Source organism: Chloroflexota bacterium (assembly GCA_014360805.1).
GTDB lineage: Bacteria > Chloroflexota > Anaerolineae > DTLA01 > DTLA01 > DTLA01.
On record JACIWU010000007.1, the window covers coordinates 23,196 to 47,171 of the forward strand.

Genomic DNA, 23,976 nt, shown 5'->3' on the forward strand with positions numbered 1-23,976 from the left:
TCCAGGAGGGGTTGCTAGACATGCGCAGATTCTGGCGGTTCGCCCTGACACTCACGCTGACGCTGCTGATCGGCGGGCTTCTCTACCAGTACTGGTGGGGACCGACGCGCGCGCAGAATCAGCCCACCGCGCAGGAATCCCAGCGCGCCTGGCTCCAGAAGCACGGGCAAATTGTCATCGCCTCCCAGCCCAACAACGCGCCGTTCTTCTTCCCGTCCGAAGCAGGCATCTACGGCGGGTTTGACCAGGACCTCATCGCCGGCCTCGCGCTGGCGCTGAACGCCGACATCCGCCTCGTCCCCATGACGGTGCAGGACGCCCGCGCCGCCCTCTCCATCGGCGAGATAGACGGTATCATGGGGCAAGAGCCGGGACCGGAACTCGCGCCCTTCTACGCCTTCACGCAGCCCTACCTGAGCAACGCCCAGGCCATCTTCGTTACGGCGGACCGGCTGGACATCCTCAACCTGTCCGACCTGGCGGGCCGCTCCGTCGCCGTCGTGAGCAACAGCCCAGGCGCGTACCTGGTCCAGTCCAACGCCGCCATCCACGCCGTTCCTGTCCCCAGCATCCAGGAAGGCCTCAACCGCCTCCTCTCTGGCGAGGTGGAAGCCTTCGTCGGCGACGAACTCTCCAGCCGCAGCCTCATCCAGCGCAACAACCTGGGTGGGCTTGTCAAGGCGGTGGGCGAACCGCTCCGCCGCCGCGGATACACCATCGCCGTGCGCAAGAACAACACCGAACTCCTGGCCCTGCTCAATTCGGGGCTTGCCGCCCTGGAGAGCACCAACGTCAAGGACAAGATCGTTCGGAGATGGTTCGGCGCGGTGTCCACCGACGCCCACACGTTGCCCGACAACTGGGCCCTGTGGGCAGGCGGCGGCATCCTGGCCTTCGCCATCCTGATCGCGGTCACCTACTCCTGGGCGCGCTCCATGAGCCGCAAGATGGCCGAACGCACGCACAAGTTGCGCGAATCCGAGCAACGCCAGCGCGTGTTGATTGAAAACGCCAACGACGCCATCTTCTCCATACACCCCGCCGACACCGGCATCCTGGAGGTCAACCGCAAGGCCGAACAGTTCACCGGCTATCGGCGCGAGGCCCTCCTGCACATGCGCCTCAGCGACCTCTTCCCCGCCGATTCACGTGAGCGGAGCGTCGGCAGGCTGCAAGAGGTCCTGCTCAACGGGTCCGGCACCTTTGACGACATGGTGTTCGTCCGCCAGGACGGGACCCGCATAGAGGTGGATGTCAGCGCCAGCGTCATTGAGTTTGACCGCCGCAAGGTGATCCAGATTCTGGCCCGCGACATCACCGAACGCAAGCAGATGGAGCGCGAACTCCTACGACGCAACCGCAATCTCTCGGCCCTGAACACCATCTCGGCCACCGTGGGCCGGTCGCTGGAACTGGACGAAATCCTGGACGCGGCGCTGGACAAGGTACTGGACGTGGTAGGCGCCGACATGGGCGCCATCTACCTGTTTGACGAACAGACCGGCAACCTGGTGCTGCGGGTGTACCGCGGCGAGCCGCCGGTCCTGGCCGTCCAATCCCAAGCCTTCGCCGAACAGAACGGCGGCACCATCATCGCCGCCTCCAACGGCAACGTGGCCCAACTGGCCGGCGCCTGGTGGCCGCAGACCTCCCAGCCGCACCTGGGCTCCTTCGTCAGCAGCCAGTTGCGCGCCAAGGACAGGCTCCTCGGCGTGATGAACGTCGCCAGCCAAAAGCAGCGCTGGTTCACCCAGGAGGACGTGGATTTGCTGACGGCCGTGGCCAACCAGATCAGCGTGGCCATAGAGAACGCCATGCTGTTCACAGAACTGCGCACCGCCATCGGCGACCTGTTCGTCATCAAGCAGTTCAACGAGAACGTCCTGCAGAGCATGACCAACGGCCTCATCACGGTGGACCTGTCGGGCAGAATCACCTCCACGAACATCGCCGCCGCGCGCATCATCGGCTACCCGCGCGAGTACCTCCTGGGCAAGCCCGTGCACCAGGTGCTGGTCTCGTCCAACGGGTTGGAGAAGATCCTCTCGGAGACGCTCCACAAAGGCGTCCCCTGCTCCAACTACGAGACCGTCATCACCCACCGAGACGGGCACGAAATCCCTATCGGGCTGAACACTTCGCCGCTCCGCGACAATCAGGGCGTTGTAACGGGGCTTCTGCTCGTCTTCAGCGACCTGAGCGAAATCAAGAAGATAGAAGAGGAGAAGCGCAAGTTGGATCGCCTGGCCGACCTGGGCGAAATGGCCGCCGTCCTCGCGCACGAACTGCGCAACCCGCTCGGCTCCATCAGCGCGGGCATCCAGCATCTGGCCCGCAAGATCACCGACCCTTCGCAACAGCGCGCCGTCCAACTCATCCTGGAAGAGACCGAACGGGTGAATCGCCTGATTGAGAACGTCCTGATGATCTCGCGCCCACCCACGCTGGACCTGGTTCCCGCCCAGGTGTCGGACATCGTGGAGAACGTCCTCACGCGCTGGCACGCGAAAGCCGCCGAGAAGCGCATCCGCATCACCAAGAATTACGCGCCCGGCATCGGCTCGTGCCTGGTGGACCCCCTGCGGCTGGACCAGGCGCTCTCCAACCTCATCAGCAACGCCCTGGACGCCATGCCCAACGGCGGCGACCTGCGCATCAGCGTGCGCAAGGTGCGCCTGATTCCAGAACCAGCCGCCGCCCTGGAAGCGGCCGAGAAAGCCCCGCAGCCGGCGATGATCGGCCCCGAGGAGTGGATTCGGATTGAAGTCGCCGACACGGGCATCGGCATCCCGTCGGACAAATTGCCCAAGATCTTTGAACCGTTCGTAACCACGAAGGCAAAAGGCACAGGCCTGGGCCTGGCCATCACCCGGCGCATCATCACCGACCATCACGGCAACATCTCGGTGCGCAGCAAGGAAGGCGTCGGAACCGTGTTTACCGTTGACCTGCCAGTAGCCGCATAGACCAACAAGTGAGGGAGCAGAATGGCCGCGACGGTGCTGATCATTGATGACGAACAGACGTTGAACCATTTTGTCCAGGAAGACCTGCGAGAGGCCGGGTACGAAAGCCTTGGCGCGCTCACAGGTCAGGAAGGACTGGACCTCATCCGCAGCCATGAGGTGGACCTGGTTCTCCTTGACCAGCAACTCCCCGACATGCACGGGCTGGATGTGCTCAAAGTCATCCGCGAGGAGGAGCCCGACATCCCGGTCATCATCGTAACCGGCCACGGCGAGATAGACTGCGCCGTCCAGGCCATGAAGTTGGGCGCCTACGACTACATGAAGAAGCCCTACAACCTGGACACCCTGCTTCTCGTCGCGGCGAAGGCGCTGGAAGCGTCGGCCATGCGCAGGGAGATACGCCGCCTGCGCAGGGAAACGCGCAACCGCTATGCGCTCACATGGATCGTGGGCGAAACCCCGCAGATGAAGGCCATCGCGCAGTTGCTCATGCGCGTTGCCCCCACCAACGCCAGCGTTCTCCTGCAGGGCGAGAGCGGCACCGGCAAGGAAGTCGTCGCCAACGCCATCCATCAGCAGAGCAACCGCGCCGAGCGGGCTTTCGTCGCCCTCAACTGCGCGGCCATCCCCGACGCCCTGCTGGAAAGCGAACTGTTCGGATACGAGCCAGGGGCCTTCACCGGCGCGCACAAACAGAAAAAAGGGCTGATTGAGGCCGCGGATGGCGGGACCCTATTCCTGGACGAAATCAGCGGCATGAAGCCCGAAATGCAGACGAAACTGCTCAGGGTGCTGGAAACCCGCACCCTGAGGCGGGTCGGCGGCACCCGCGACATCAAGGTGGACATCCGCATCATCGCCGCGTCCAACCAGGACCTGGTCAAGGCCATCCGCGAGGGGACGTTCCGCGAGGACCTGTACTACCGCCTGGGCGTCGTTACGGTCAACCTGCCCCCCTTGCGCGAGCGCATCGTGGACCTGCCGCTTTTCATCGCCGCGTTCATTGACGACTACAACCAGTCCACCGGACGCAACATCACCGGCGTTTCCGCCGATGCCCTCAGGCTGCTCAAAGCCTACTCCTGGCCTGGCAACATCCGCGAACTGCGCAACGTCGTGGAGCGCGCCGTCATCCTGTGCGATGGCGACGAAATCCGGCCCCAGCACCTGCCCGCCGAGATCGTCGCCTGCCAGCCAAGCCCGATGCCCGCGACGGCCGAAGCGAAAGGCGACAGCGTCCCGCCCAACGGCCACGGCCTCAATCTCAAGGAAGCGGTCGCCCGCCTTGAGGAAGACCTGATCCGCAGGGCATTGGCCCTCGCCGACGGCAACCAGACCAGGGCGGCCAACACGCTGGGTATATCCCGCGACGAGTTGCGATACCGGCTACGCAAATACCAATTGGAGTGAGCAAGGTCCAGCCCCTTCCCCTCAACGCCGGCTATCGGCAACTCGCCCTCTCTACGGTCTGACGGGCCATCCCCCACCCCGGATGGCCCGTCAGATTTCCCCCGAACGCTCCCGTGGCACAGAACTTGCAACCTTCCAGGTGCAATGCGCGCAACCGCGAACATGCGCGAATCCGTTCGCGCACCTGACAGAATACATGGATTCTTCCAGAAAGGGGCATGCATATGATCACCAACTTGCAACTGGGGATGGCGATCACCCTCTTTGTCCTCGGCGTCGCCGCGTGCGTCGCCGGCCTCTGGACAATTCTAGCCCGCGACTATCAGCAGACGATGCGCACCCTGTCGGCCCAATCGGCCAAAATCGGCACCCGCGCCGCCCTGGAAGACGGCATCGCGCCCATCATTGACGCGGCGGCCCGCCTGGTGGAAGCCGTGAGCCAACTGATTCGGACCGCTGTTGGAATCGGCGTATTCCTGTGTTGCAGCGGCATCCTCATCTGCCTCGTCGCGTTCTGGATGATCTCCAAAATCTAGGGGGTGAACCGTGGCTGCCAAGAACTCTTCCAAAGCCGCTTTCGCTCAAGGCCCCGCCAACGACTACCTGAAGGGCCTGCTGCACGATGAGGCCCTTGCCCGCGCATGGCAGTTGTACCTACAGCCTGTCTCGGCCATTCGCGCCGCTACCCAAGGGCAGGCCGACGACGTGGCGAGCCTCGTCGCGCTCTGGCCCTTGACGCTGGTGCTTGGCGAGCCGCTGAGCGGCAAGAGCACCCTGCTGGCGTACCTGGCCTGCGAAGCCGCCAACCGCAACCTCCTCGCCGCGCCAGATGAGGGGGCATTGTACCCTGTCCCCATCGTCCTGGACGCCGAGGCATGCCCTGCCGACGCCTCGCTGAACGACATCCTCGCCCAGGCGCTGGAGAAGCGCAATGTCAACCCCGCCGACGACGAAACTCGCCGCTGGCTGGACGGCGCGTCCCTCCTGTTCCTGGTGGACCAGGTGGACCGCGCCGGTGCCGCGCCCGGCCCCAAGTGGCTCCGCGAGATTTGCAACGCCGCGCAGCCCAACGGAAGGGTGAAGGCAATCTTCGCCTCGCGCCCGGACACCTGGCCGGGGCCTGCGTGGGGCTTGCCCGACGTCCCGACCGTCCGCCTGGGCCGCCTGTCCGACGAGGACATCACCGCCATCCTCTCGTCCAGGCTCACCGGCGAGCAAAGTCGGCGGATCAACCGCATCCTCCGCCGCGACCGCGTGCTGTGGGACATCGTGCACCTGCCCTTGTTCCTGTCGGTCGTGCTGGAACTGCTGGAGACCCTTACGCAGGTGCCCTGGTGGAACCTGGCGCAGATCATCCTGGCCGCATTGTCGCGCATCCTGGCCGCAAAGGGCAACGCATCCCCTAACCCCGAGCAGGCCCTGCGTGCGTTGGGTCTGGTGGCCCTGGCCGAAAGCATGGAGCGCCAGGGAGCCGACGCCATCAGCGCCCACCAGGCCAACGAAATCCTCCTGCAAAACGCCACGGGCCAGAAGAGCGCCGCGCTGGCCGTCGCCAAACAACTCGGCATCCTCGTGGAGACGCCCGACGCCAACGTGCGCTTTCTCCGGCCCGAGGTGCGCCGCTACCTGTGCGCGTTGGCCCTCCGCGACCGCCTCGGCGAGGCTAAGGAGATGGCCCTGGCGCGCGAGAACCCCGCCCTCTGGGAGATGTACGTCTCCCTGCATCCCGAGCCAGAGCAGTCCATCGTGCGGCTCTTGCAGCACGGCGGGCCTTCCCTGGCGAGTCTGGCCGCGAGAGCCTTGCGCCAGAACTTGCTCCCCGACCGCTTGGCAAAGGCCGTGCGCCCCCTCAAGGACGCGGGCATTCCGCGCGAGACCCTGCGCGCCCTCGGCACAGCCATCGTGGACGCAGGCGAGGCCGAATCGGGCGTCCACCTCCTGCGCTCGCTTCTGCCGCAGGAGCCCACAACCACAGACGAGGCGCAGACCCCGCCTCCCACGGCTGACCTGGACCATCCGGAGCGACTCCTGGACACCGCCCGACTCCACTACCACTTGGACAGGGGCATCATCCTCCGCCTGATGAACGATTCCGAGCGCGCCCAGGCCGAGTTGCAGCGCGCCCAGGACGAGGCGTCGGCGGTCTATGCCGTCATCTGCGCGGAACAGGGGCTTATCCACCTGGCCGAGGGCCGCGACGAAGAAGCCCTGTCCCAATTCCGCCTCGCCCTTGCGCGCCAGCCCAACGTCCCCGAGCACCACTACTGGGCGGGCGTGGCCCTCAACCGCCTGGGCAGGCCCGGCGAAGCCATTGAGCGCTTGCAGAAGGCCAGTGCCCTCCTGCCCAACAGCCCCGAAATCCTCGCCGAGTTGGGCCGCGCCTACCAGCAGCGCGGCTGGCTAGGAGAAGCCCTGGCCGCCTACCAGCAAGCCGTCCAGATGGCGCCCCAGGATGGCCGATATCTCCGTCTTGCCGCCCTCGTCATGGCCGAGCAGGGCCTGCGCGACGAGGCCATGGAGCGCATGCAACAGGCCATCGCGCTCCAGCCCGACCGCGCCGAGTGGTACGACGACCTGGGCACGCTCCTGGCCGACGCAGGCGACTGGCAAGGGGCGCGCGCCCGATTCCGCGAAGCCGTGGAACTGTCGGGGGGAGACGCCGAATACGTGCGGCATCTGGCCCAAGCCGAGGCCCACCTGGGCCGCCTCGCCGTCGCCGTTGAGTTGTACCGCCGCGCCCTGGAAGCCAGGCCCGGCCAGGCGCAATGGATATCCGAACTCGGCGACCTCCTGGAGCGGCAAGGCGAATACGCCCAGGCCATCAACGCCTACCGCCAGGCGTCGGTCATTGACCCAGGCGAGCCACGCTATCGCCTGGCCACTGCCAGGCTCTTCCAGAAACTGGGCCAGCCCGACGACGCCATGAACGAGGTGCAGACCGTCCTGCGCGAGAATCCAAACGTCGCCGACGCGCATCGGGCCGCAGGCAACATCCACGAGGCGAAAGGCGACCTGAACGCCGCGCTGGAATCTTACCGCGCCGCCGCTCGGCTCACACCCACCGACGCCGAAATCCTTGTGGACGTGGCCCGCGTGGAGACCGCCCTGGGCCTGCTGGACGAGGCGCAGGCCACCCTGGACAAAGCCATTGACCTCGACCCAAGCGCCGGCGCCGCCTACGTCCAACTGGGCATCCTGCTGGAAAAGGGCGGCCACCTCGCCCAGGCGCGCAGCGTGTACGAGAAGGCCGCGCAACTCCTGCCGGGGACCACCGAGCCTATCTTGCGGCTCGGCGCCGTTCTGCACAAACTCGGCGAGAGCGCCCGCGCCGCCGCGCTCCTCTCGGATGCCGTGGCGACAGCCCCCAGCGACCCGCGCGCCCAATTCCAGATCGCCGAGGTCTGCGCCGACATGGGCGACCTGGAACGCGCCCTCGGCCACTACCGGCAGGCCAGCGCCCTGGCGCCGTCCGAATGGCTCTACCGCCAACGCATCGCCGCCACCGCTGCCAAACTGGGGCGGCTGAACGAGGCCCGCGAGGAAACGCTCGCGGCGCTAAAACTCGCCCCCAACCAGCCTGAACTTCACGCCCAACTGGCCGAAATCTATGCCCTGGGCAACGACCTCCCCAAGGCGGTGGACGCCCTCCAGAAGGCCGTGGCCCTCGCGCCCTCGGCTCTGCCCCACCGCATTCGGCTCTCCGAAATGCAGCGGCAGGCGGGCGACCTGGCAGGCGCCAAGGCTACGCTGACGCAGGCGCTCCAGATCGCGCCCGACCAGGCGTCCGTACACTACGAGATGGGCATCCTGCACCAGATGGATCGCAACTGGGCCGATGCGCTCCGCGAGTTTAGCCAGGCCGCGGCGCTGGATCCCATGCAGGCCCGCTACCACGCGGCCATGGGCGATGTCCTGATACAGGCCGGCGACCTGAACGCCGCCCAGGCAGCGTTCCGGAGAACGCTGGAACTCGCGCCCAACCACGCCGAGGCGCTCCTGGCCCTGGCCCACATCCTGGCGCAGCAAGGGCAGGAGAAACTCGCCTTGAGCCACTGCAAGCGCGCCGTGGAACTGCGGCCCAACTGGGCGCAGGCGCAGACGCTCTACGGCCGACTGTGCCGCGCCCTGGGCATGCGCGACCAGGCGCGCCACGCGCTCGCCGCGGCCCTCTCCGCAGACCCGGGCCTGGCCGACGCCCACCACGAGATGGGCCTCCTGTACCAGGACGGCGGTCAGATAGACGCCGCCATCGCTTCCCTGCGTAGGGCCGTGGAATTGGCGCCCGACCGTCCCGCCTATCGGCGCTCCCTGGCCCTGGCCCAGAGCCAGAACGCCGACCCCGATTCGGCCATCGCCATCCTGGAGTCGGCCATCAGCCTCATGCCCGACGACGACGCGCTCCATGCGCAACTCGGCGCAGCCTTCGCGCGCAAGGGCTGGATTGGCGAAGCGATCAAGCAGTATCGGCGGGCCTTGGACATCGCCCCCGACAACGCCCACTACCATAGCCGCCTGGGATCCCTGTTGGCGCAGAACGGCCAGACGGGCGAGGCCTACGAAATGTTGCGTCGGGCGGCGGCGCTGGAACCCGGCGACCCGTCCATCCTGTGCGACCTGGGCGACCTCTACGCCGCCCAGGGCCTGGCCCAGGAAGCCGAACGCGCCTACACCCGCGCCGCCGAAGTCTGCGGCAGCGACGCGCTCACCCTCCAGCGCGTGGGCCTATCGCTCCACAAACTGGGCAGGGCCAACGAGGCGCTGCACCTGCTGAAGCAAGCATCGCAGGCGGGCGACCCTGCCAGCAGCATCGCCCATCGCACCGCCGGCTCCATCCTGGCCGAGCAAGGGCGCCTACAAGAGGCCCTGGAAGAACTTCAGGAAGCCTTGCGCCTGGATCCGGGCGATTCCGTCAACTGGGGGATGCTGGCCCGGGTGCAATGGCAATTGGGCCAGGCGCTGGACGCGGAGAAGAGCCTCAAGACGGCCATTGACCGCGACGGCACGGTCGCCGAGCACTACGCATTGCTGGCGCAAATCTACGAGAGCCAGGGGCGCATGGGCGAGGCCCTGGAAGCCTACCAGAACGCGGCGGCCATCGCGCCCGAAGACCCCGACGCCCAGCGCGGGCTTGCCGCGGCGCTGCGCAAACAAGGCCGCGCCGCCGAAGCCATCCAGGCGCTGGAGCGTGTCCTGCAGGCGAACCCCGATGACGCCGAGGCCCACGCGCAAATGGCTGAACTGCACGAATCGGTGGGCGCCGTGGACAGGGCCGTCCCCGAATGGGAGCGGGCAACCGCACTCAATCCTGCAAGCCAGACCTACGCCCTGGCGCTGGGCCGCGCCCTGCTCCGCGCCCACAGGACGGCCCAAGCCCTCCCCGTGCTGGAGAAAGCCGTGCGCCTAGACCCCGCCCAGCCGGAAGCGCACTATCTGTTGGGACTGGCGCACGAGGCAAAAGGCGAGGATGCCGCTGCCACCGCCGCCCTCAAGCGGGCGTACCGGCTGGCCCCCTCGGAGCCGCGCTACGCCCTCGCGTTGGCGGGCCGCGTCCGCCGCGACCTGTCCAAGGCGCGCCAGGCGCAAACCCTGGGCCTCAAGCCCTCGGACGTGGACACGGAGGCCCTGTCCGAAAGCCTGAACGCCCTGACCCAACTCGCGGAGGCCCAGCCCAACAATCCCGACGCCAAGGCCGAACTGGGGCTGTTGCTGGCAGAAACCGGCAAGACCGACGAGGCGCTGGCCCTGCTCCAGCGGGCGGCTTCGCTCTCGCCGACGCACGCCCTGCTCCGCCTGGCCCTCGGCGTCGTCAAGCGTCGCCTGGGCCAGCCCGCGGATGCCTACGAGGAACTGCGCGCGGCCGAGAGCATGGGCCTGGACAGCGACGAACTGCACTACCACCTGGGCATGGCGCTCCTGGAGCAGAGCAAACCCGAGCCAGCCGCGTTGCACCTTTCCAGGGCCGTCCAACAACGGCCGCAGGAGGCCGCCTACCACCACGCGCTCAGTCGGGCCTTGCAGGCCGCCGGCCGCCCCGCCGAAGCCAGGGATGCCCTCCAGACCGCCTTGAGCCTGAACGCAGACGTGGCCCCGTGGCAGGCCGAATTGGGCGAGATGCTCATGAACGAGGCGCAGTACCAGTCCGCGCTGGAATGCCTGCTCAAGGCCATCAAACTCCAGCCCGGCACGACCGACTACTATCGCCTGGCCGCCAAAGCCTACGCGGGTATGGGCCGCCACTCGGCCGCAGCCGCACTGCTGGAGAAAGCCGTGAGCCTGGAGCCGAAGGCCAGCGACGACCTGGCCGCCCTGGGCGAGATGTACCTGAAGGCCAAACAGCCCAAGCAGGCCCGAATCGCCCTGCAGAAGGCCATTGAGGCCGCGCCAGACCGGCCCGAATACTACCTCACCCTCGCCGCCGTCCTACAGGACGAAGCCAGGCCCGATGACGCCATCAACGTGCTGAAGGAAGCCGTTACCCGCCGAGGCGACTACGCGCCTGTTCACGATGCCCTGGGCAATCTGTACGCGGCAGCCGGACGCTGGAACGAAGCCCTCGGCCACTTCCGGCGGGCGCTGTCGCTGGAACCCAAGAACGCGCGCTACTGCCTCCATGTGGGGCTGGCCTTCCAGCATCTGGGCCAGTACCACGAGGCCACCCAGTGCCTGGAAGCGGCCATCAACCTCGCCCCAGGCGACGCCGAGCCATACGTGGCCCTGGGCGACATCTTCCGCGAACAGGATCGCTTTGACGAGGCCCTGCAAGCCTATCAGCAGGCCATCGTCCTGGAGCCGAAACACGCCGAGGCGCACCGTCGCTTGGGCCTACTGTCCGCGCAACTGGGGTACAAGGAAAAAGCCACGGCCCACTTCCAGAAACTGGTGGAACTCCTGCCCTCCGACGCCGAGGCCCAATACCTGCTCGGCACGGCGCACGAACAGCAAGGCCACATTGAGGAGGCCCAGCGCGCCTACCAGCGGGCCATCCAGATCAACGGACAGAAGGCCGAGTACTTTGTCAGGGCTGGACTCCTGTACAAGCGCACCAAGGAGTACGGCAAAGCCGCCGAGATGTTCCGGCACGCCGTCCGCCTGGAGCCAGGCAACGGCGAAGCCTACAAGCAACTCGCCACCGTCAGCGCCCTGGGGTTCATCAGCAAGGAGCCTGGCGCCGCCTGAGGCGCATAGCCGCAGAGCGAACCCCAGCACAACATAGCACACGCACTTTCAGACGCGCGGGAGTGGAAACGTGAAAGGGAAAGAGATTTGCATAGCGGCCGAATCGAGCCTGAAGCAAGGCCAATTCCGCGAGGCGCTGGACAGGGCCGAAGGACTCCTTCGGCAGTATCCGGGGCACCTGCGCGGGATGTTCCTTGCGGCCGTCGCCCGAATCCGCCTGGGCGAGTCGCAGCACGCCCGCCTGCTCCTGGACGCCGCCCTCGGCCTGGATCCCGAGAACGCCGAATGCCGCCTGGCGCTTGCCGAGGCACTCCACACGCTGGGTGAGGCCGAGCAGTCCACCCGCCAGTTTGTCCGCGCCTTCGCCCTGTGCCCCTCCGACGCCGACCAGAAACTCGTGCTGGGCAGCCGCCTGCCTGCCGTCCTCAACCTGAAGTCGGCGGGCGAGGCCACCCCTCTCGGCAAGGCCGTTCGCTTCAAACTCTCGGTCAATTGGGGAGGCGCTCTGCCCGAGTTTCAGGCCATCACGCGCTCGGACCCATTCCTGCCCGAAGCGTGGCTCGGGCTTGCGGAAACCCTGTGGCAATTGGAGAGGCTGGACGAGGCCATGTCCACGCTGGACCAAATCGCCGCCGCATGGCCCAATTTCGTCAAGGCGGCGCTGATTCGCGGCGACATCCTGATACGCCGAGGCCAGGCCGAAGCGGGCACGGCATCCCTGCACGCCGCCCAAGCCCTGGACCCTAGCGGCATCGTCGCCGAACGCGCCTTTGGCGCGCAGGGGCAGTACCGGCTGCTTTGGGCCGACCCATCCGACCTGCCCGATGCGGCCTCTGACGCCCCCGCGCAGCGTGGCGCGAAACTTCGGGGCGAGCAGGTAGTCGCGGCAGGTACCGAAGCCGCCCCGCTGCCCCAAAGCCCCACGCTCCGAGACATCCAGGCCGAGATGGCGCGGCTCACCGATCACCTCATGGCCACCGACGACTCCCAGCCACCAGAGCGACTGTCGGCGATTTCGGCCCTCGCCATCCTCACGTGCCGAACGACGCTGGAAGCGAAGTTCGGTTCCGATTTCACCCAGCGCCTGGGCGAGGCCGTGCACCGGCTTGTAAAAGCCATCGGGCCGGCGGACAATCGGGCCATCCACTTCGTGGCCCTGGACGACCCCGAACAAATGACGGGCTTGGGCGCAGTTGCAGCCCAAAATCCCGCCGACCCCGCCCACATCAAGGCGGCGGTGGATTCCCTGGCGGATGGTCTCCTGACCCAGGGCCAGGACATGCGCCACGTGCTCATCCTGGGCGGCGACGACATCGTGCCATTCTACCGCACGGCGAACCCAACCGACGACCAGGACGAGGACATCTACACCGACGCGCCCTACGCGGCCCGCAACGGCTCGTCGCTGCTCCCCACGCGGGCGGTGGGCCGCCTGCCCGACTGCGACGACCCCGACGCCTTCCTGCGCCTGATAGAGCACGCCGCAAAAGCCCATGCGGATTCGGAGCGCAACGCCACTGCAAAGGGGCTGAAAGCCCTCCGCCGAATCTGGCAGCGCGGAGACGACGCCCCCTCGCCGGAGGACAGTTTCGGATACACCGCCAGCGTATGGAAGGAAGCATCGCGGGCCGTCTTTGAGGTCATCGGCCAGACGCGGCACCTGCGCATGTCGCCGCCCATTTCGCGGCAGGAGTTCTCGGCCCTGGCCCAGAGCAAGCCCCGCCTCGCCTACTTCAACTTGCACGGCGTGGAGGGGGAACCGGCGTGGTACGGCCAGCGCGACCCCGATTTCGCCGCCGACTACCCGCTGTTCCCCGTCGCCCTGCTGCCGGATGACATCGCCAGCGCTTGGGCCGCAGGCGCCACCGTCCTCACCGAGGCCTGCTACGGCGCCGACGTGCTCGCCCGCACGCACCACGACTCCATCGCGCTGCGGTTCCTGCACGAGGGCGCGCGCGCCGTCGTAGGCTCCACGCGCCTGGCCTATGGATCGCTCACGCCGCCCCTGGCCGGCGCCGACCTGCTGGGGCGGCTGTTCTGGCTCGCCGTTACAAGCGGCATGCCCATCGGTCAGGCCCTCCAGTGGGCCAAACTCTCCTTCGCCAACGACCTGATGAACCGCCAGGGCTACCTGGACAGCGAAGACCAGAAGACGCTCCTGACCTTCAACCTGTTCGGCGACCCCACGCTAACCGTGGAGGGGCAGAAGCCCATCTGGGACAAACTGCCGCAGGCCGCGACCGTCCGCAAATCCCTGGCCGTCTGCTGCCAGCACAGCGCGCATCGTGTCGCCGCCGACGTCCCCGACGACCTGGTGCAGCAGGTGCAATCGCAGATCAGCCACCGCCTGCCCTGGCTTGCGCCCAAGCAGGTGCGCGTTACCCAGCAGGTGCTGTGCAACGGCCAGTGCACCGGCAGTTGCCATTCCGGCGCGGCATCCCACAGCGCGACGGCCATCGCCAACCGGTACGTATTCACCGTCAGCGGCGCGCCCGAAGGCGATGGCCTGCGCGGGCCACTCGTCGCGAAGATCACCGTGGATCACAAGGGCACCATTCTGAAGATGGCCGTGTCCAAATAGCAGGAGGAACCCGTGGACATCAAAGCATACTGGCGACCCAAAGGCGATACCGGCATCGGCTTTCACTACTACCCGAACGTCTTTCACTACAGCAAGGCCGACCTGGACCTGTGGCTGCCCGAACTGAAGGCGATGGGCGCGTCGTGGCTGGTGCTCCTGTCGGAACTGGAGAACCCCATCCCGTCGTTCTTCATCAAGGGCTTGATCCAGGCCGACATTGAGCCGCTCATTCGGGTTTACACGCCCACGGTCCGCCCCATAGACCAGAAGGCGCTCCGTTCGCTGCTGGACACCTATCGGGCGCTTGGCGTCCACTACGTCCACGTGTACAACGAGCCTAACCTCACGAACGAATGGGACTGGGCCGAATGGGCCAGGCCGGCGCTGGTGGATCGGTTCATGGAGATGCTCATCCCCTGCCTGGAAACGATGAAGGCCGTCGGCATGTACCCCGTGTTCACGCCCCTGAGCCCAGGCGGCAACTACTGGGACACAGTCTTCCTGAAGACGGCCCTGGACTACATCGTGCTCAAGGGCAAAGAGGACCTCTTTGACACCATGGCCGTCGGAATGCACAACTACGTATCCAACAAGCCGCTGGACTGGGGCAAGGGCGGCCCCGCCCGCTGGCCCAACGCCCGTCCCTACTATTGCCCCGAGGGCAGCCAGGACCACGTGGGGTTCTACCTGTTTGAGTGGTACGACGCCATCATCCGCGCCCGTGTCGGGCGGTCGCTGCCCCTCGTCTGCTACGAGAACGGGCCTATCGTCGGCGCGCACGACCATCCCAAGTACCCGCCGGTGGACGAGGCGGCCCATGCCCGCATCGCCGTGGAGATGACGCGGATGCTGATGGACAACGTCGTGCCCGACTACGTGTTCAACAACGCCTTCTGGCTGCTCGCCAATAGCCACGGCAGCCCCTTTGAGGCGCACGCCTGGTACAAGGAGAGCGGTGCGCGCCTGCCCGCAGTCCAGGCGATGAAAGACCTGCCGAAACACGCCCGCCAGACCGCCCAGCCGCACCCTGCCCCCGACCCGGGCGCGCCCCCCCAGGAGCATCCCTTGTACCATTACGTGCTCTGCCCCGTCTGGGAATGGGGCGTCTCGGAATGGTATTGGCGAATGCTGGCTAACTATGTGAAGGCTTTCAAGCCTGTCTGCGGTTTCAGCGTGGACGAGGCGGCCCTCGCCCGCTACGTAACCATCATCGGCAAGCCCCCCGGCGTCTCGTCCGGCGCCGAGGAAAAACTCCGAGCCGCCGGCTGCCGTGTGGAGCGGATCGCGGGGGCCGATGCCGCCGAAACCCAGAAGATTCTGGACCAAATGGCAAGTCAGGGCCGACGCTTCCTCAACTTTGAGGCAAGCCCGGCGTCTTCGTCGCACGAGGGGGAATAGGCCATGAGACGCTATGCGCGGATCGTAGTCTGCGCCCTCAGCCTCCTGGCTCTGGCGCTGTCCGTGGCCGGTTGCGCAGGAGGCGCGCAGCAAAACGTACAGCCCCAGGTGCAGGGCACGGCCACCTGGACCCAGTCCACGGTGTCGGATTTCAAGCAAGGCGTCCTGCAACGTCTCCAGGTTGAGCGCCAGGGGGACGGCGAATTGACCCTCGCCCGCGATACCCAGGGCCAGTACGAGACGGCGGGCGTGTACACATCCCCGCCCTTCGCACCAGGCGCGCCCTTCTCTCTGGCCGTCTGGCAGTGGGAGGCCGACATCCCCGCCGGCACAACCCTGACGCTCGCCGTCCGCACCAGCGCCGACGGCAAAGCGTGGACGGACTGGCAGGAACTGCCCCCCGACGAAGACGTGCGATCCGCCACCGGCGACTGGCCGGGCCACATGTGGTTCGCCCAGGGCGCGCGGTACGCCCAATACCGGCTCCGGTTTACATCCAGCGATGGCAGAGCCACGCCGGTCCTCGCCTCGGTAACCTGGCATTTCGCCAACACCGCGCCTGGCCCCACCGTCCAGGAAGCGATGCAGATGGTCATCCCGCAGGGCGAGGGGCCGGGCGTGCAGCGTCCCGCGATCATCCCGCGCCGCGGCTGGGGAGCCGACGAGAGCCTCATGACCTGGGAGCCGAAGTACGAGAAGCCCGTGAAGATCATCATCCACCACACGGCGACCCCCAACGATCCGAAACAGGACCCCGCCGCCACCGTCCGCGCCGTGTACTACTACCACGCCGTAACCCGCGGCTGGGGCGACATCGGGTACAACTACCTTATTGACCGCCTGGGCAACATCTACGAAGGGCGCAAGGGGGGCGAAGGCGTCGTCGGGGGCCACGACTACGGCTTCAACGAAGGCTCTGTGGGCATCTCCCTCATCGGCGACTTCCAGTCCGAGCCGCCCACCGAAGCGATGATGAACGCGCTGGCCCGCCTGGTGGCCTGGGTCTGCGACCGCTACGGCATTGACCCCACCGGCCGCAGCATCTTCCGCGACCTGGACCTGCCCAACATTGCTGGCCACCGCGAGACCAAATCCACCACCTGCCCGGGCGATCAGGTGCAGAACCGCCTGCCGGCCCTGCGCGAACGCGTCGCCGAGATCATTCACCAGCAGGCCCCCTCCGTGCGGTTCGTGTCGCCGCTGCCCGACCGCGCCCTGTCCGGTCTGCAGACCGTAACTGTCCAAGGGGGAGTCGCCACCTCCGACATCACCCTGTACCTGGACGGCAAGCCGGTGCTGCGGAAAATCGGCACCGCGCTGGAGTACAAATGGGATACAACCGCCACGGCGGACGGCGATCACCTGCTAAAGGCTGTGGCGCACAACGCGCGCGGCGAAGAGGCGTCTCAATCCATGATGGTGCTCGTGGACAACACTCCCCCGCAGGTTACGCTGCTCATCAACAACGGCGCCCCCTACGCGACGCAGCAGACCATCACCTTGACGCTGGAGGTGCTGGACGTGGGAAGCGGCGTGGAAGCCATGCAGGTGGCCCTGGGGGAGAACTTGGCAGCCGCGCCCGCCGAACCCTACCGGCGCGAAGTGGTGCTCACGCTCCCCGACGAGCCTGGACTTCGCACCTACTCGGCGGTCGTAACGGACAAGGCCGGCCTCACATCCAAGCCATCTGTCGCGCAGATATACTACGACCCCAACCCGCCCGGCGGGTGGACGGAAGCGGCGCTGTCCAGCACAGGCGAAATCGCTGTGCGCGTGCGCGATGCCGAAAGCGGACTTGAGCCGGCCAGCGCCTTTGCCGCCTGGTCCACCGACGGCGGCGCCACGTGGAGCGTGTGGCAAGACGTCAGCGTAACGCCCGAAGGACAGGAGGCCACGCTATACGCCCGCGTGCCCGAAGCCGCCACCTCGGTGCGATTCCGCATTGCCGACATGGCCGGCAATCTCGCCGAAAGTCCGGTGTACCTTCTGCCTTGCGGCGAATGCCCGCCCAAGCCGACGCCCGAACCCGCGCCCGCCCCGGACATCGCCGCGCCCGACCTCGTCGTCAGCGCGCTGGAAATCTTCCCGCCACAACCCGAAGCGGGCGAACCCACCCTCTTCCGAGTGCGGGTGCGCAATCAAGGCGATGGCCCCGCGCCCGGATGTTGGGTGCAACTGTACATAGACCCCAGCGTAATACCTTATGTCAACTCCGTCGCCAGCACGTTGGGCGTAGGCCTGCTGTGGTACGTCCCCGACCTGGCCCCCGGCGAAGAGATCACCCTCCTCTCGTCGGAACCGTACCCGCAATTCGGCAACTATGCGGGGAGTCTGGCAAGCGGTATGCACAGCATCTATGTGCTGGCGGACGCTTACCACACCGAAGGCGACACGGGGCTGGTAGCCGAGTCGGACGAGCAGAACAACCTGTTCGGCCCGGTGCAGGTACAGATGAAAGGCTCCAGTCCGTTCCGCTGGTCAACCCTAGAAGAGTGGCTGAGCCGCTGGCTCCACTGGAAACCTTAGCACGCATGGAGGCTGGAATGGCAGACAAACCGACCTATCCCATTCGCATCAAAGTCATCGGCGTCGGCGGAGCGGGCGTCAACGCGGTCAGCCGCATGATCCAGATCGGCATTCCGGGCGTGGAGTTCATCGCCGCCAACACCGACGCCCAATCGCTGGCCTCATCGGAACCCTGCACCCGCATCCAACTGGGGAAGAACCTGACGCGCGGACTCGGCGCAGGCGGCAATCCGGACATCGGCTTCCAGGCGGCGCTGGAGTCCCAAAACGAACTGCGTCAGCATCTGGCCGGCGCCCACATGATTTTCATCGCCGCCGGCATGGGTGGGGGCACCGGCACGGGGGCCGTGCCTATTGTCGCCCGCATCGCGCGCGAAGCCCAGGCGCTCACCGTCGCCATCGTTACCCGCCCCTTCTCGTTTGAGGGCGTGCGCAGGCAGAGGGCCGCCGAGAGAGGTCTTGCCAGCCTGCGCGACCACGTGGACACGCTCATCGTCGTGCCCAATGACCGCCTTCTGCAACTCGTGGCCCACCACATGACCCTGGACGTGGCCTTCCGCGTGGCCGACGACGTGCTGCGCCAGGCCGTGCAGGGCATCGCCGAACTCGTTACCCAGCCCGGCCTCATCAATCTAGATTTCGCCGACGTGCACGCCATCATGACCATCGGCGGCCAGGCGCTCATGTCCATCGGCCAGGGCCGCGGCCCCAAACGCGTCGCCGACGCGGTCAACGCGGCGCTGAAGTGCCCGCTCGTCAGCCTGGACTCCATCCAGGGCTGCACGGGCGTCCTGGTCAACATCACCGGCGGCGATGACCTGTCTCTCGCCGAGGTGGGCGAGGCCGCCGAAATCATCGCGGCCAACGCCAACCCCGACGCCAACATCAAAATCGGCGCCACCATAGACCCCACGATGAAGGGGCGCGTGCAGGTTACGCTCGTGGCCACCGGCATCGGCGTCGCAGCACCCCAAGTGATCCAGGTGGCAGGGGCCGAGATTCCCGTCCAGGCCGCGCCGGGCCGCTTGCCCCAGCCCAGAATCACCACGCCGACCCCAAGCCCTGCGCAGGCCGACCAGAGTCCAAACCACCAGCCGCAGCCGGAGCCGACCGAAGCCCCGGCCCAGGAATGGCCGTCGTATTCGCCACGGTGGGACGCCGCCAACCTGGACGTGCCGGCGTTCTTGAGGCGGCGGCTCCAGTCGGCGCGCCTGGGCGACGCAGCCCACACGTGAGTTGACAGGGCGTTGCATTCGCAGGTATCATGAGTCAGATTATGTTGACCCACCAGGGACGAGACAAAACCGAGATGCGAGCAGTCGTGAGGGGGCTATTCCTCGTAGCCGTGATCCTCGCAGGCTTCGGCCTGGCTTTGGGCACGGCCAGTGGCCAGGGCCGCGTACCCTGGAGCGTGTACACCGTCGGCTGGGGCGACACGCTGGATGCCATCGCCGAAACGTACGGCACCACCGCCGCGTCCCTCGCCCAGGCCAACGGCATCGCCCCGGACGCGCCTTTGCCCGTAGGCCGGCGGCTGCTCGTCCCAGGCCCCTCCCTGCGCGCCGCCACGCCAAGCCATTGGGCCACCCGCGTCGTTGGCCCAGGCGAGACGCTTGCCGCCGTCGCGTGCAGGTATCACGTGTCGCCCTGGCAAATCCTGGTGGCCAACCATCTGAACCCGAATCGTTCCCTCGCCCAGGGCGCCAAATTGCTCATCCCTACGAAGCCCTCCCGACCGGCGGCCACCCTGCCCGCGCCTACCCGCAGGCCCGGCCAACAGACCTTCCGCTATGCCGCCAACGTGCAGTTGCTCGGCCAGGAGCACAGGGCCGTCCTGCAGGGCATCCGCGGCATAGGCTTTGACTGGCTCCGCCAGGAAGTCCGCTGGGGAGCCATTGAGTGGCAGCAGGGCCAGTACGACTGGAGCGAACTGGACCGCCTGGTCGCCGACGCCTCCGAAGCGGGGGTCAAGGTGCTGCTCCAGGTCGGCGGATTCCCGCGCGAGGCCCCGCCAAGTCCGCGCGAGGGCCTGACGCTGACCGCCGACGAGATGCAGCGTTACGCCGACCTCCTGGGGCGCACGGCGGCCCGCTATCGTGGCCAGGTGCAGGCCTACGAGATTTGGGATGCGCCGAACGCGACGCCGGCATGGGGCGGAAGCGGCATCATGCCCGCCGCCGACTACGTGCGCCTGCTCATCCTGGCCCACGCGGCGGTGAAAGCCGCCGACCCCCAGGCCATCGTGGTAACGGCGGCGCTCATGCCCACCGGCTCCCACAACCCTCACGAGGCCATTGAACCCGAGGTGTACCTGGGCCAGATGTACCAGGCCGGTGCCAAAGGGCATTTTGACGCGCTGGGAGCGCAGTCGTGGGGATACAACAATCCGCCCGCCGACGACCCCACCCGCAGCACCGCCGACACCACGACGTACAAGGGCGACTGGCATCTCTACTTCCGAAGTTTTGAACTCTTGTATCCCGTCATGCAAAAGTATGGAGACGGCGCAAAGCAGATTTGGCTGGTGAAATTCGGGTGGCCCAGCAGCAACACCGTCATCCCGGGCCGCGAGTACGCCGCCGACAACACGGAGCGGGAGCAGGCGCTCTACCTCGCGGAGGCCTATGCCATCGGGCGCGCGAGACCCTACATGGGCCTGATGGCCTTCTGGAACTTCAACTTCGCGCCGCAGGTAGCCGCCGATGACATCCGCGCCGCCTACAGCATCGTGAACCGCGACTACACCGCGCGGCTCGCCATGGAGACCCTGGCCATCATGCCCAAATGACATCATGTGGAGAAGGACCCATGCCTGGAACCTACAAATGCCCCAAGGGGGGCAAACACGAATGGGTTGTTCTAGTAAGCAAGGAAGGCGTGCGCTACAAGAAGTGCAAGAAATGCGGACAGAAGCGCCCCTTCTGACGATACGTTTCGGGTGGTGAGAGACGATGGACCTGGCATCCTACCCGCGTCCGGCAACCGACACGGGAATCGGGTTTCACTGGTTCCCCGATACGCAGCACGACGATCGCGCCTGGCTCAAGCGGTTCGGTCCCACCCTGAAGACGCTTGGGGCGAGTTGGCTCACGCTGCCCAGCGGCGTCAGCAACCCCGTGCCCGAGCACTTCATCGCGGGCCTCCAAGACCGGGCCATTGAGCCGGTGGTGCACCTCTGGACACCCTTCGTCGCGCCCGTAGCAGAAGCCGACTTGGCCCGAGCGGCGCGCCATTTGGCCAACGCGGGCGTGCGCTACGTGTTCATCTACGACCGCCCCAACCAGATGGGCCAGTGGACGAAATGGCCCGCCGACAGCGCCCCTGAAGCCTTCATGGACCTGGCGCTTCCTGCGCTGGAGACGCTGGCGCGGGAGGAGCCGCTCATCCCGCTCCTCTCGCCACTCCAACCCGGCGGCGACTACCACGACCTGCGGTTTCTGGACCGCTGCCTGGAGATTCTGGCGGCGAAAGCCAGCGCGAATCTCAAAGACAAACTCGGCATCGCCATCCACAACTTCACCAGCAACAAGCCGCTCACATGGGGACACGGCGCAAGCCAGGCGTGGCCCGCCACCCGCCCCGGCATCTGCCCCGAAGGCAGCGAAGACCACACAGGCTACTGCCTGCACGAATGGTACCACGAGATCGCCCTGCGGCGGCTGGGGCGCGCGGCGCTGATGGTGGCCGCGGCCAACGGCCCCATCCTCGGCGACCGCGCGCATGTGGCCCATCCGCCCGTGGATGCCGCTCGCCACGCCGCCTATGCCGCCGAGATGGCCCGAAGCATCATGGCGGGAGAGTCGCCCTACTACCTGGCCAACACGGCTTTTTGGCTCCTCGTGGCCGAGGACGGCGACCCGTTCGCGGCGCACCGCTGGTACAAGCCCGACGGCACACCCGTGCTGCGCGAAACCATCCAGGCGCTGGCCGACCTGCCCAAGCGCGCGCGGACGGTGCCCTCCGTCCCGGCCACGGTGTCGGTCCTCCTGGAAGACGGCAGCACCGTAACGATGGAACTTGAAGATTATGTCAAGGGTTGCGTGCCGAGGGAACTCCCTGCTAGCAGCCCCATGGAGGCGCTCAAGGCCCAGGCCATTGCGGCCCGCACATTTGCCGCCCGCGCCGTTCAGCAACCGCGCCACGGCGCGACGGCAGTCTGCACCACCTCGCACTGCCAGAACTGGTCGCCCAAGCATAGCGCGCGCTCGGACAAGGCAGTGGACGAGACGCGCGGCATCGTCCTTACCTTCGGCGATGAACTCATCGGCGCGTACTACTTCGCCCATTGCGACGGCCACACGCGCAACAGCGAAGAGGTCTGGCGCGCCGCCCTGCCCTATTGCAGGAGCGTCCCCTGCATCTGCGGCAACGTGAAGATGTACGGCCACGGTGTGGGCATGTGCCAGGAAGGAGCCATCCGCATGGCCCAGCAAGGCGCTCTGGCCCACGAGATACTCACCCATTATTATAGAAGCGTGCGCGTTCAGCGGGCAGACGGCACCCCATTTACGGAGTAAGACCATGAGACCCGAATTCACCAACCCATTCAGAAACCGAAAATTCGCCGTCGCCATAGTCGCCCTGGTTGGCCTGTTGGCCATCGGGTTGCTGGCCGTTGCCGGCGTGGCGCTGCTCAACAAGATGCAGGCCGTCCCCGCGCCCACAGCCGTAGCCACGCCCACGTTCACGGCCGCGCCAACCTCCACGCGATTCCCAACCGCCACGCGAGAGCCGACGCCCAGGCCCACGGCTACCCTGGTACCCGTGGCAACGGCTACAGCGACCGGCGCTCCCACTGCCCCGGTCAAGCCCACCGAAGGGCCAACCGGCGGCGAAGAGGTGCCCGACACGGGGGGATCGCTGCTGCCCCTTTTCGCGGCCAGCGCGGCATTCTCCGTGCTCCTTGTCGCCGCGCGGAAGGGCAGGCATCGCGAAGATTGAACGGCGCGAGGCCATTCTTGAACAAAACCGCCCACATGGGCTATAATATACCAACCACCTCACCAACTCATAGGAGGCACAACATGAATGCGCGAATCCGGGCCATCCTCATGGCGGCTGTGTGCGTGCTGGCCGTCGGACTATTGCTCGCGGGCTGCACAAGGCCCAAGCCAACCCCATCGCCCACCCCCCAACCCACGCCGCCCCAGGGGCTGACGCCCGCCGCGACCGCTGCACCCGGCATGCCCACGCTCACGCCGACGCCCATGGCCTCGCCCGCCGCTTCCGAGGCAACGGCAACACCCACGCCGGAGCCATTCCTGCCGCCGGAGCCCACCGCCACGCCCGCGCCCCAACTCCCGGAACCGACGCCGGAACCCGGAACGTCCACCTACACCGTCCAGCCCGGCGACACGCTCTACGGCATCGCGGCGCGCTTCGGCACCACGGTGAACGAACTGGCCGCCCTCAACAACCTGGCGCCCGACGCGCTCCTCATGGCCGGCCAGGTCCTCGTCATCCCGGGCGGCGCCACCAACCCGCCCAACGTGCACATCGTCCAGGCCGGCGAGAACCTGTACCGCATCGCGCTGCGCTACGGCATCACGTGGCAGGAACTGGCCCAACTCAACGGCATCACCGACCCGACGACGTTGCGCGCGGGCCAGCGGCTCGTCCTGCCCGCCGGCGCGACGGGAACCCAGCCCACGACGCCATCCGGCACCCGCACCCATGTCGTCCAGCCCGGCGACACGCTCTATGGCATCGCAGCGCGCTACGGCGTGAGCGCTCAGGCCCTGGCCCAGGCCAACGGCCTCACGCTCAGCAGTTACATCTACCCAGGCCAGACGCTCATCATCCCGTAGCAAACCCCGACTCACCCTTTGCGAGCGGCCCTCCCATTGCCAGAGGGCCGCTTTCGCCATTTGGAGCACGAGGACCCGCTGCGAACCCGGCCAGCCCGTGTTGGCCGCT

12 protein-coding genes are annotated in these 23,976 nt (G+C 66.9%); all 12 read left to right on the forward strand.

What is annotated here, in order from left to right:
• Window positions 1–20: 20 nt before the first annotated feature.
• The 12 genes from H5T65_02185 to H5T65_02240 all read left to right on the forward strand — a co-directional run bounded on the left by H5T65_02185 (window position 21) and on the right by H5T65_02240 (window position 23,867).
• Window positions 21–2,966: a PAS domain S-box protein gene (locus H5T65_02185; GenBank protein MBC7258038.1), complete on the forward strand. Its 2,946-nt coding sequence runs from the start codon at window positions 21–23 to the stop codon at window positions 2,964–2,966.
• 21 nt (window positions 2,967–2,987) lie between these two features.
• On the forward strand, window positions 2,988–4,379 hold the full coding sequence (locus H5T65_02190; GenBank protein MBC7258039.1) for a sigma-54-dependent Fis family transcriptional regulator: 1,392 nt from the start codon (window positions 2,988–2,990) through the stop codon (window positions 4,377–4,379).
• Between the two features lie 224 nt (window positions 4,380–4,603).
• The gene (locus H5T65_02195; protein MBC7258040.1) at window positions 4,604–4,915 is read left to right on the forward strand and encodes a hypothetical protein; all 312 of its coding nucleotides are present in this window, start codon (window positions 4,604–4,606) and stop codon (window positions 4,913–4,915) included.
• A gap of 10 nt (window positions 4,916–4,925) precedes the next feature.
• Window positions 4,926–11,555 (forward strand): tetratricopeptide repeat protein, encoded by a 6,630-nt coding sequence (locus tag H5T65_02200; GenBank protein MBC7258041.1) that lies wholly within the window; start codon window positions 4,926–4,928, stop codon window positions 11,553–11,555.
• A gap of 70 nt (window positions 11,556–11,625) precedes the next feature.
• Window positions 11,626–14,136: a tetratricopeptide repeat protein gene (locus tag H5T65_02205; GenBank protein ID MBC7258042.1), complete on the forward strand. Its 2,511-nt coding sequence runs from the start codon at window positions 11,626–11,628 to the stop codon at window positions 14,134–14,136.
• Window positions 14,137–14,148: 12 nt separating this feature from the next.
• Complete coding sequence (locus H5T65_02210) at window positions 14,149–15,534, forward strand: hypothetical protein (protein MBC7258043.1); 1,386 nt, start codon at window positions 14,149–14,151, stop codon at window positions 15,532–15,534.
• A gap of 3 nt (window positions 15,535–15,537) precedes the next feature.
• Window positions 15,538–18,060, forward strand: coding sequence for an N-acetylmuramoyl-L-alanine amidase (locus tag H5T65_02215; protein MBC7258044.1), 2,523 nt, complete (start codon window positions 15,538–15,540; stop codon window positions 18,058–18,060).
• Between the two features lie 5 nt (window positions 18,061–18,065).
• Window positions 18,066–19,295, forward strand: a complete 1,230-nt coding sequence (gene ftsZ, locus H5T65_02220; protein MBC7258045.1) for a cell division protein FtsZ — start codon at window positions 18,066–18,068, stop codon at window positions 19,293–19,295.
• Between the two features lie 29 nt (window positions 19,296–19,324).
• Window positions 19,325–20,848, forward strand: coding sequence for a LysM peptidoglycan-binding domain-containing protein (locus H5T65_02225; protein MBC7258046.1), 1,524 nt, complete (start codon window positions 19,325–19,327; stop codon window positions 20,846–20,848).
• Window positions 20,849–21,011: 163 nt separating this feature from the next.
• Window positions 21,012–22,577, forward strand: coding sequence for a SpoIID/LytB domain-containing protein (locus H5T65_02230; GenBank protein ID MBC7258047.1), 1,566 nt, complete (start codon window positions 21,012–21,014; stop codon window positions 22,575–22,577).
• A 4-nt stretch (window positions 22,578–22,581) separates the two neighbouring features.
• Window positions 22,582–23,001, forward strand: a complete 420-nt coding sequence (locus tag H5T65_02235) for a hypothetical protein (protein MBC7258048.1) — start codon at window positions 22,582–22,584, stop codon at window positions 22,999–23,001.
• 83 nt (window positions 23,002–23,084) lie between these two features.
• Complete coding sequence (locus tag H5T65_02240; protein ID MBC7258049.1) at window positions 23,085–23,867, forward strand: LysM peptidoglycan-binding domain-containing protein; 783 nt, start codon at window positions 23,085–23,087, stop codon at window positions 23,865–23,867.
• Window positions 23,868–23,976 lie beyond the last annotated feature (109 nt).

What these genes read in the sequence shown, in the direction of transcription:
- H5T65_02185 (MBC7258038.1), top strand. Translation starts at nt 21, where the DNA reads ATGCGCAGATTCTGGCGGTTCGCCCTGACACTCACGCTGACGCTGCTG.
- H5T65_02195 (MBC7258040.1), top strand. Translation starts at nt 4,604, where the DNA reads ATGATCACCAACTTGCAACTGGGGATGGCGATCACCCTCTTTGTCCTC.
- H5T65_02230 (MBC7258047.1), top strand. Translation starts at nt 21,012, where the DNA reads ATGGACCTGGCATCCTACCCGCGTCCGGCAACCGACACGGGAATCGGG.
- H5T65_02225 (MBC7258046.1), top strand. Translation starts at nt 19,325, where the DNA reads ATGAGTCAGATTATGTTGACCCACCAGGGACGAGACAAAACCGAGATG.
- H5T65_02215 (MBC7258044.1), top strand. Translation starts at nt 15,538, where the DNA reads ATGAGACGCTATGCGCGGATCGTAGTCTGCGCCCTCAGCCTCCTGGCT.
- ftsZ (MBC7258045.1), top strand. Translation starts at nt 18,066, where the DNA reads ATGGAGGCTGGAATGGCAGACAAACCGACCTATCCCATTCGCATCAAA.
- H5T65_02190 (MBC7258039.1), top strand. Translation starts at nt 2,988, where the DNA reads ATGGCCGCGACGGTGCTGATCATTGATGACGAACAGACGTTGAACCAT.
- H5T65_02235 (MBC7258048.1), top strand. Translation starts at nt 22,582, where the DNA reads ATGAGACCCGAATTCACCAACCCATTCAGAAACCGAAAATTCGCCGTC.
- H5T65_02240 (MBC7258049.1), top strand. Translation starts at nt 23,085, where the DNA reads ATGAATGCGCGAATCCGGGCCATCCTCATGGCGGCTGTGTGCGTGCTG.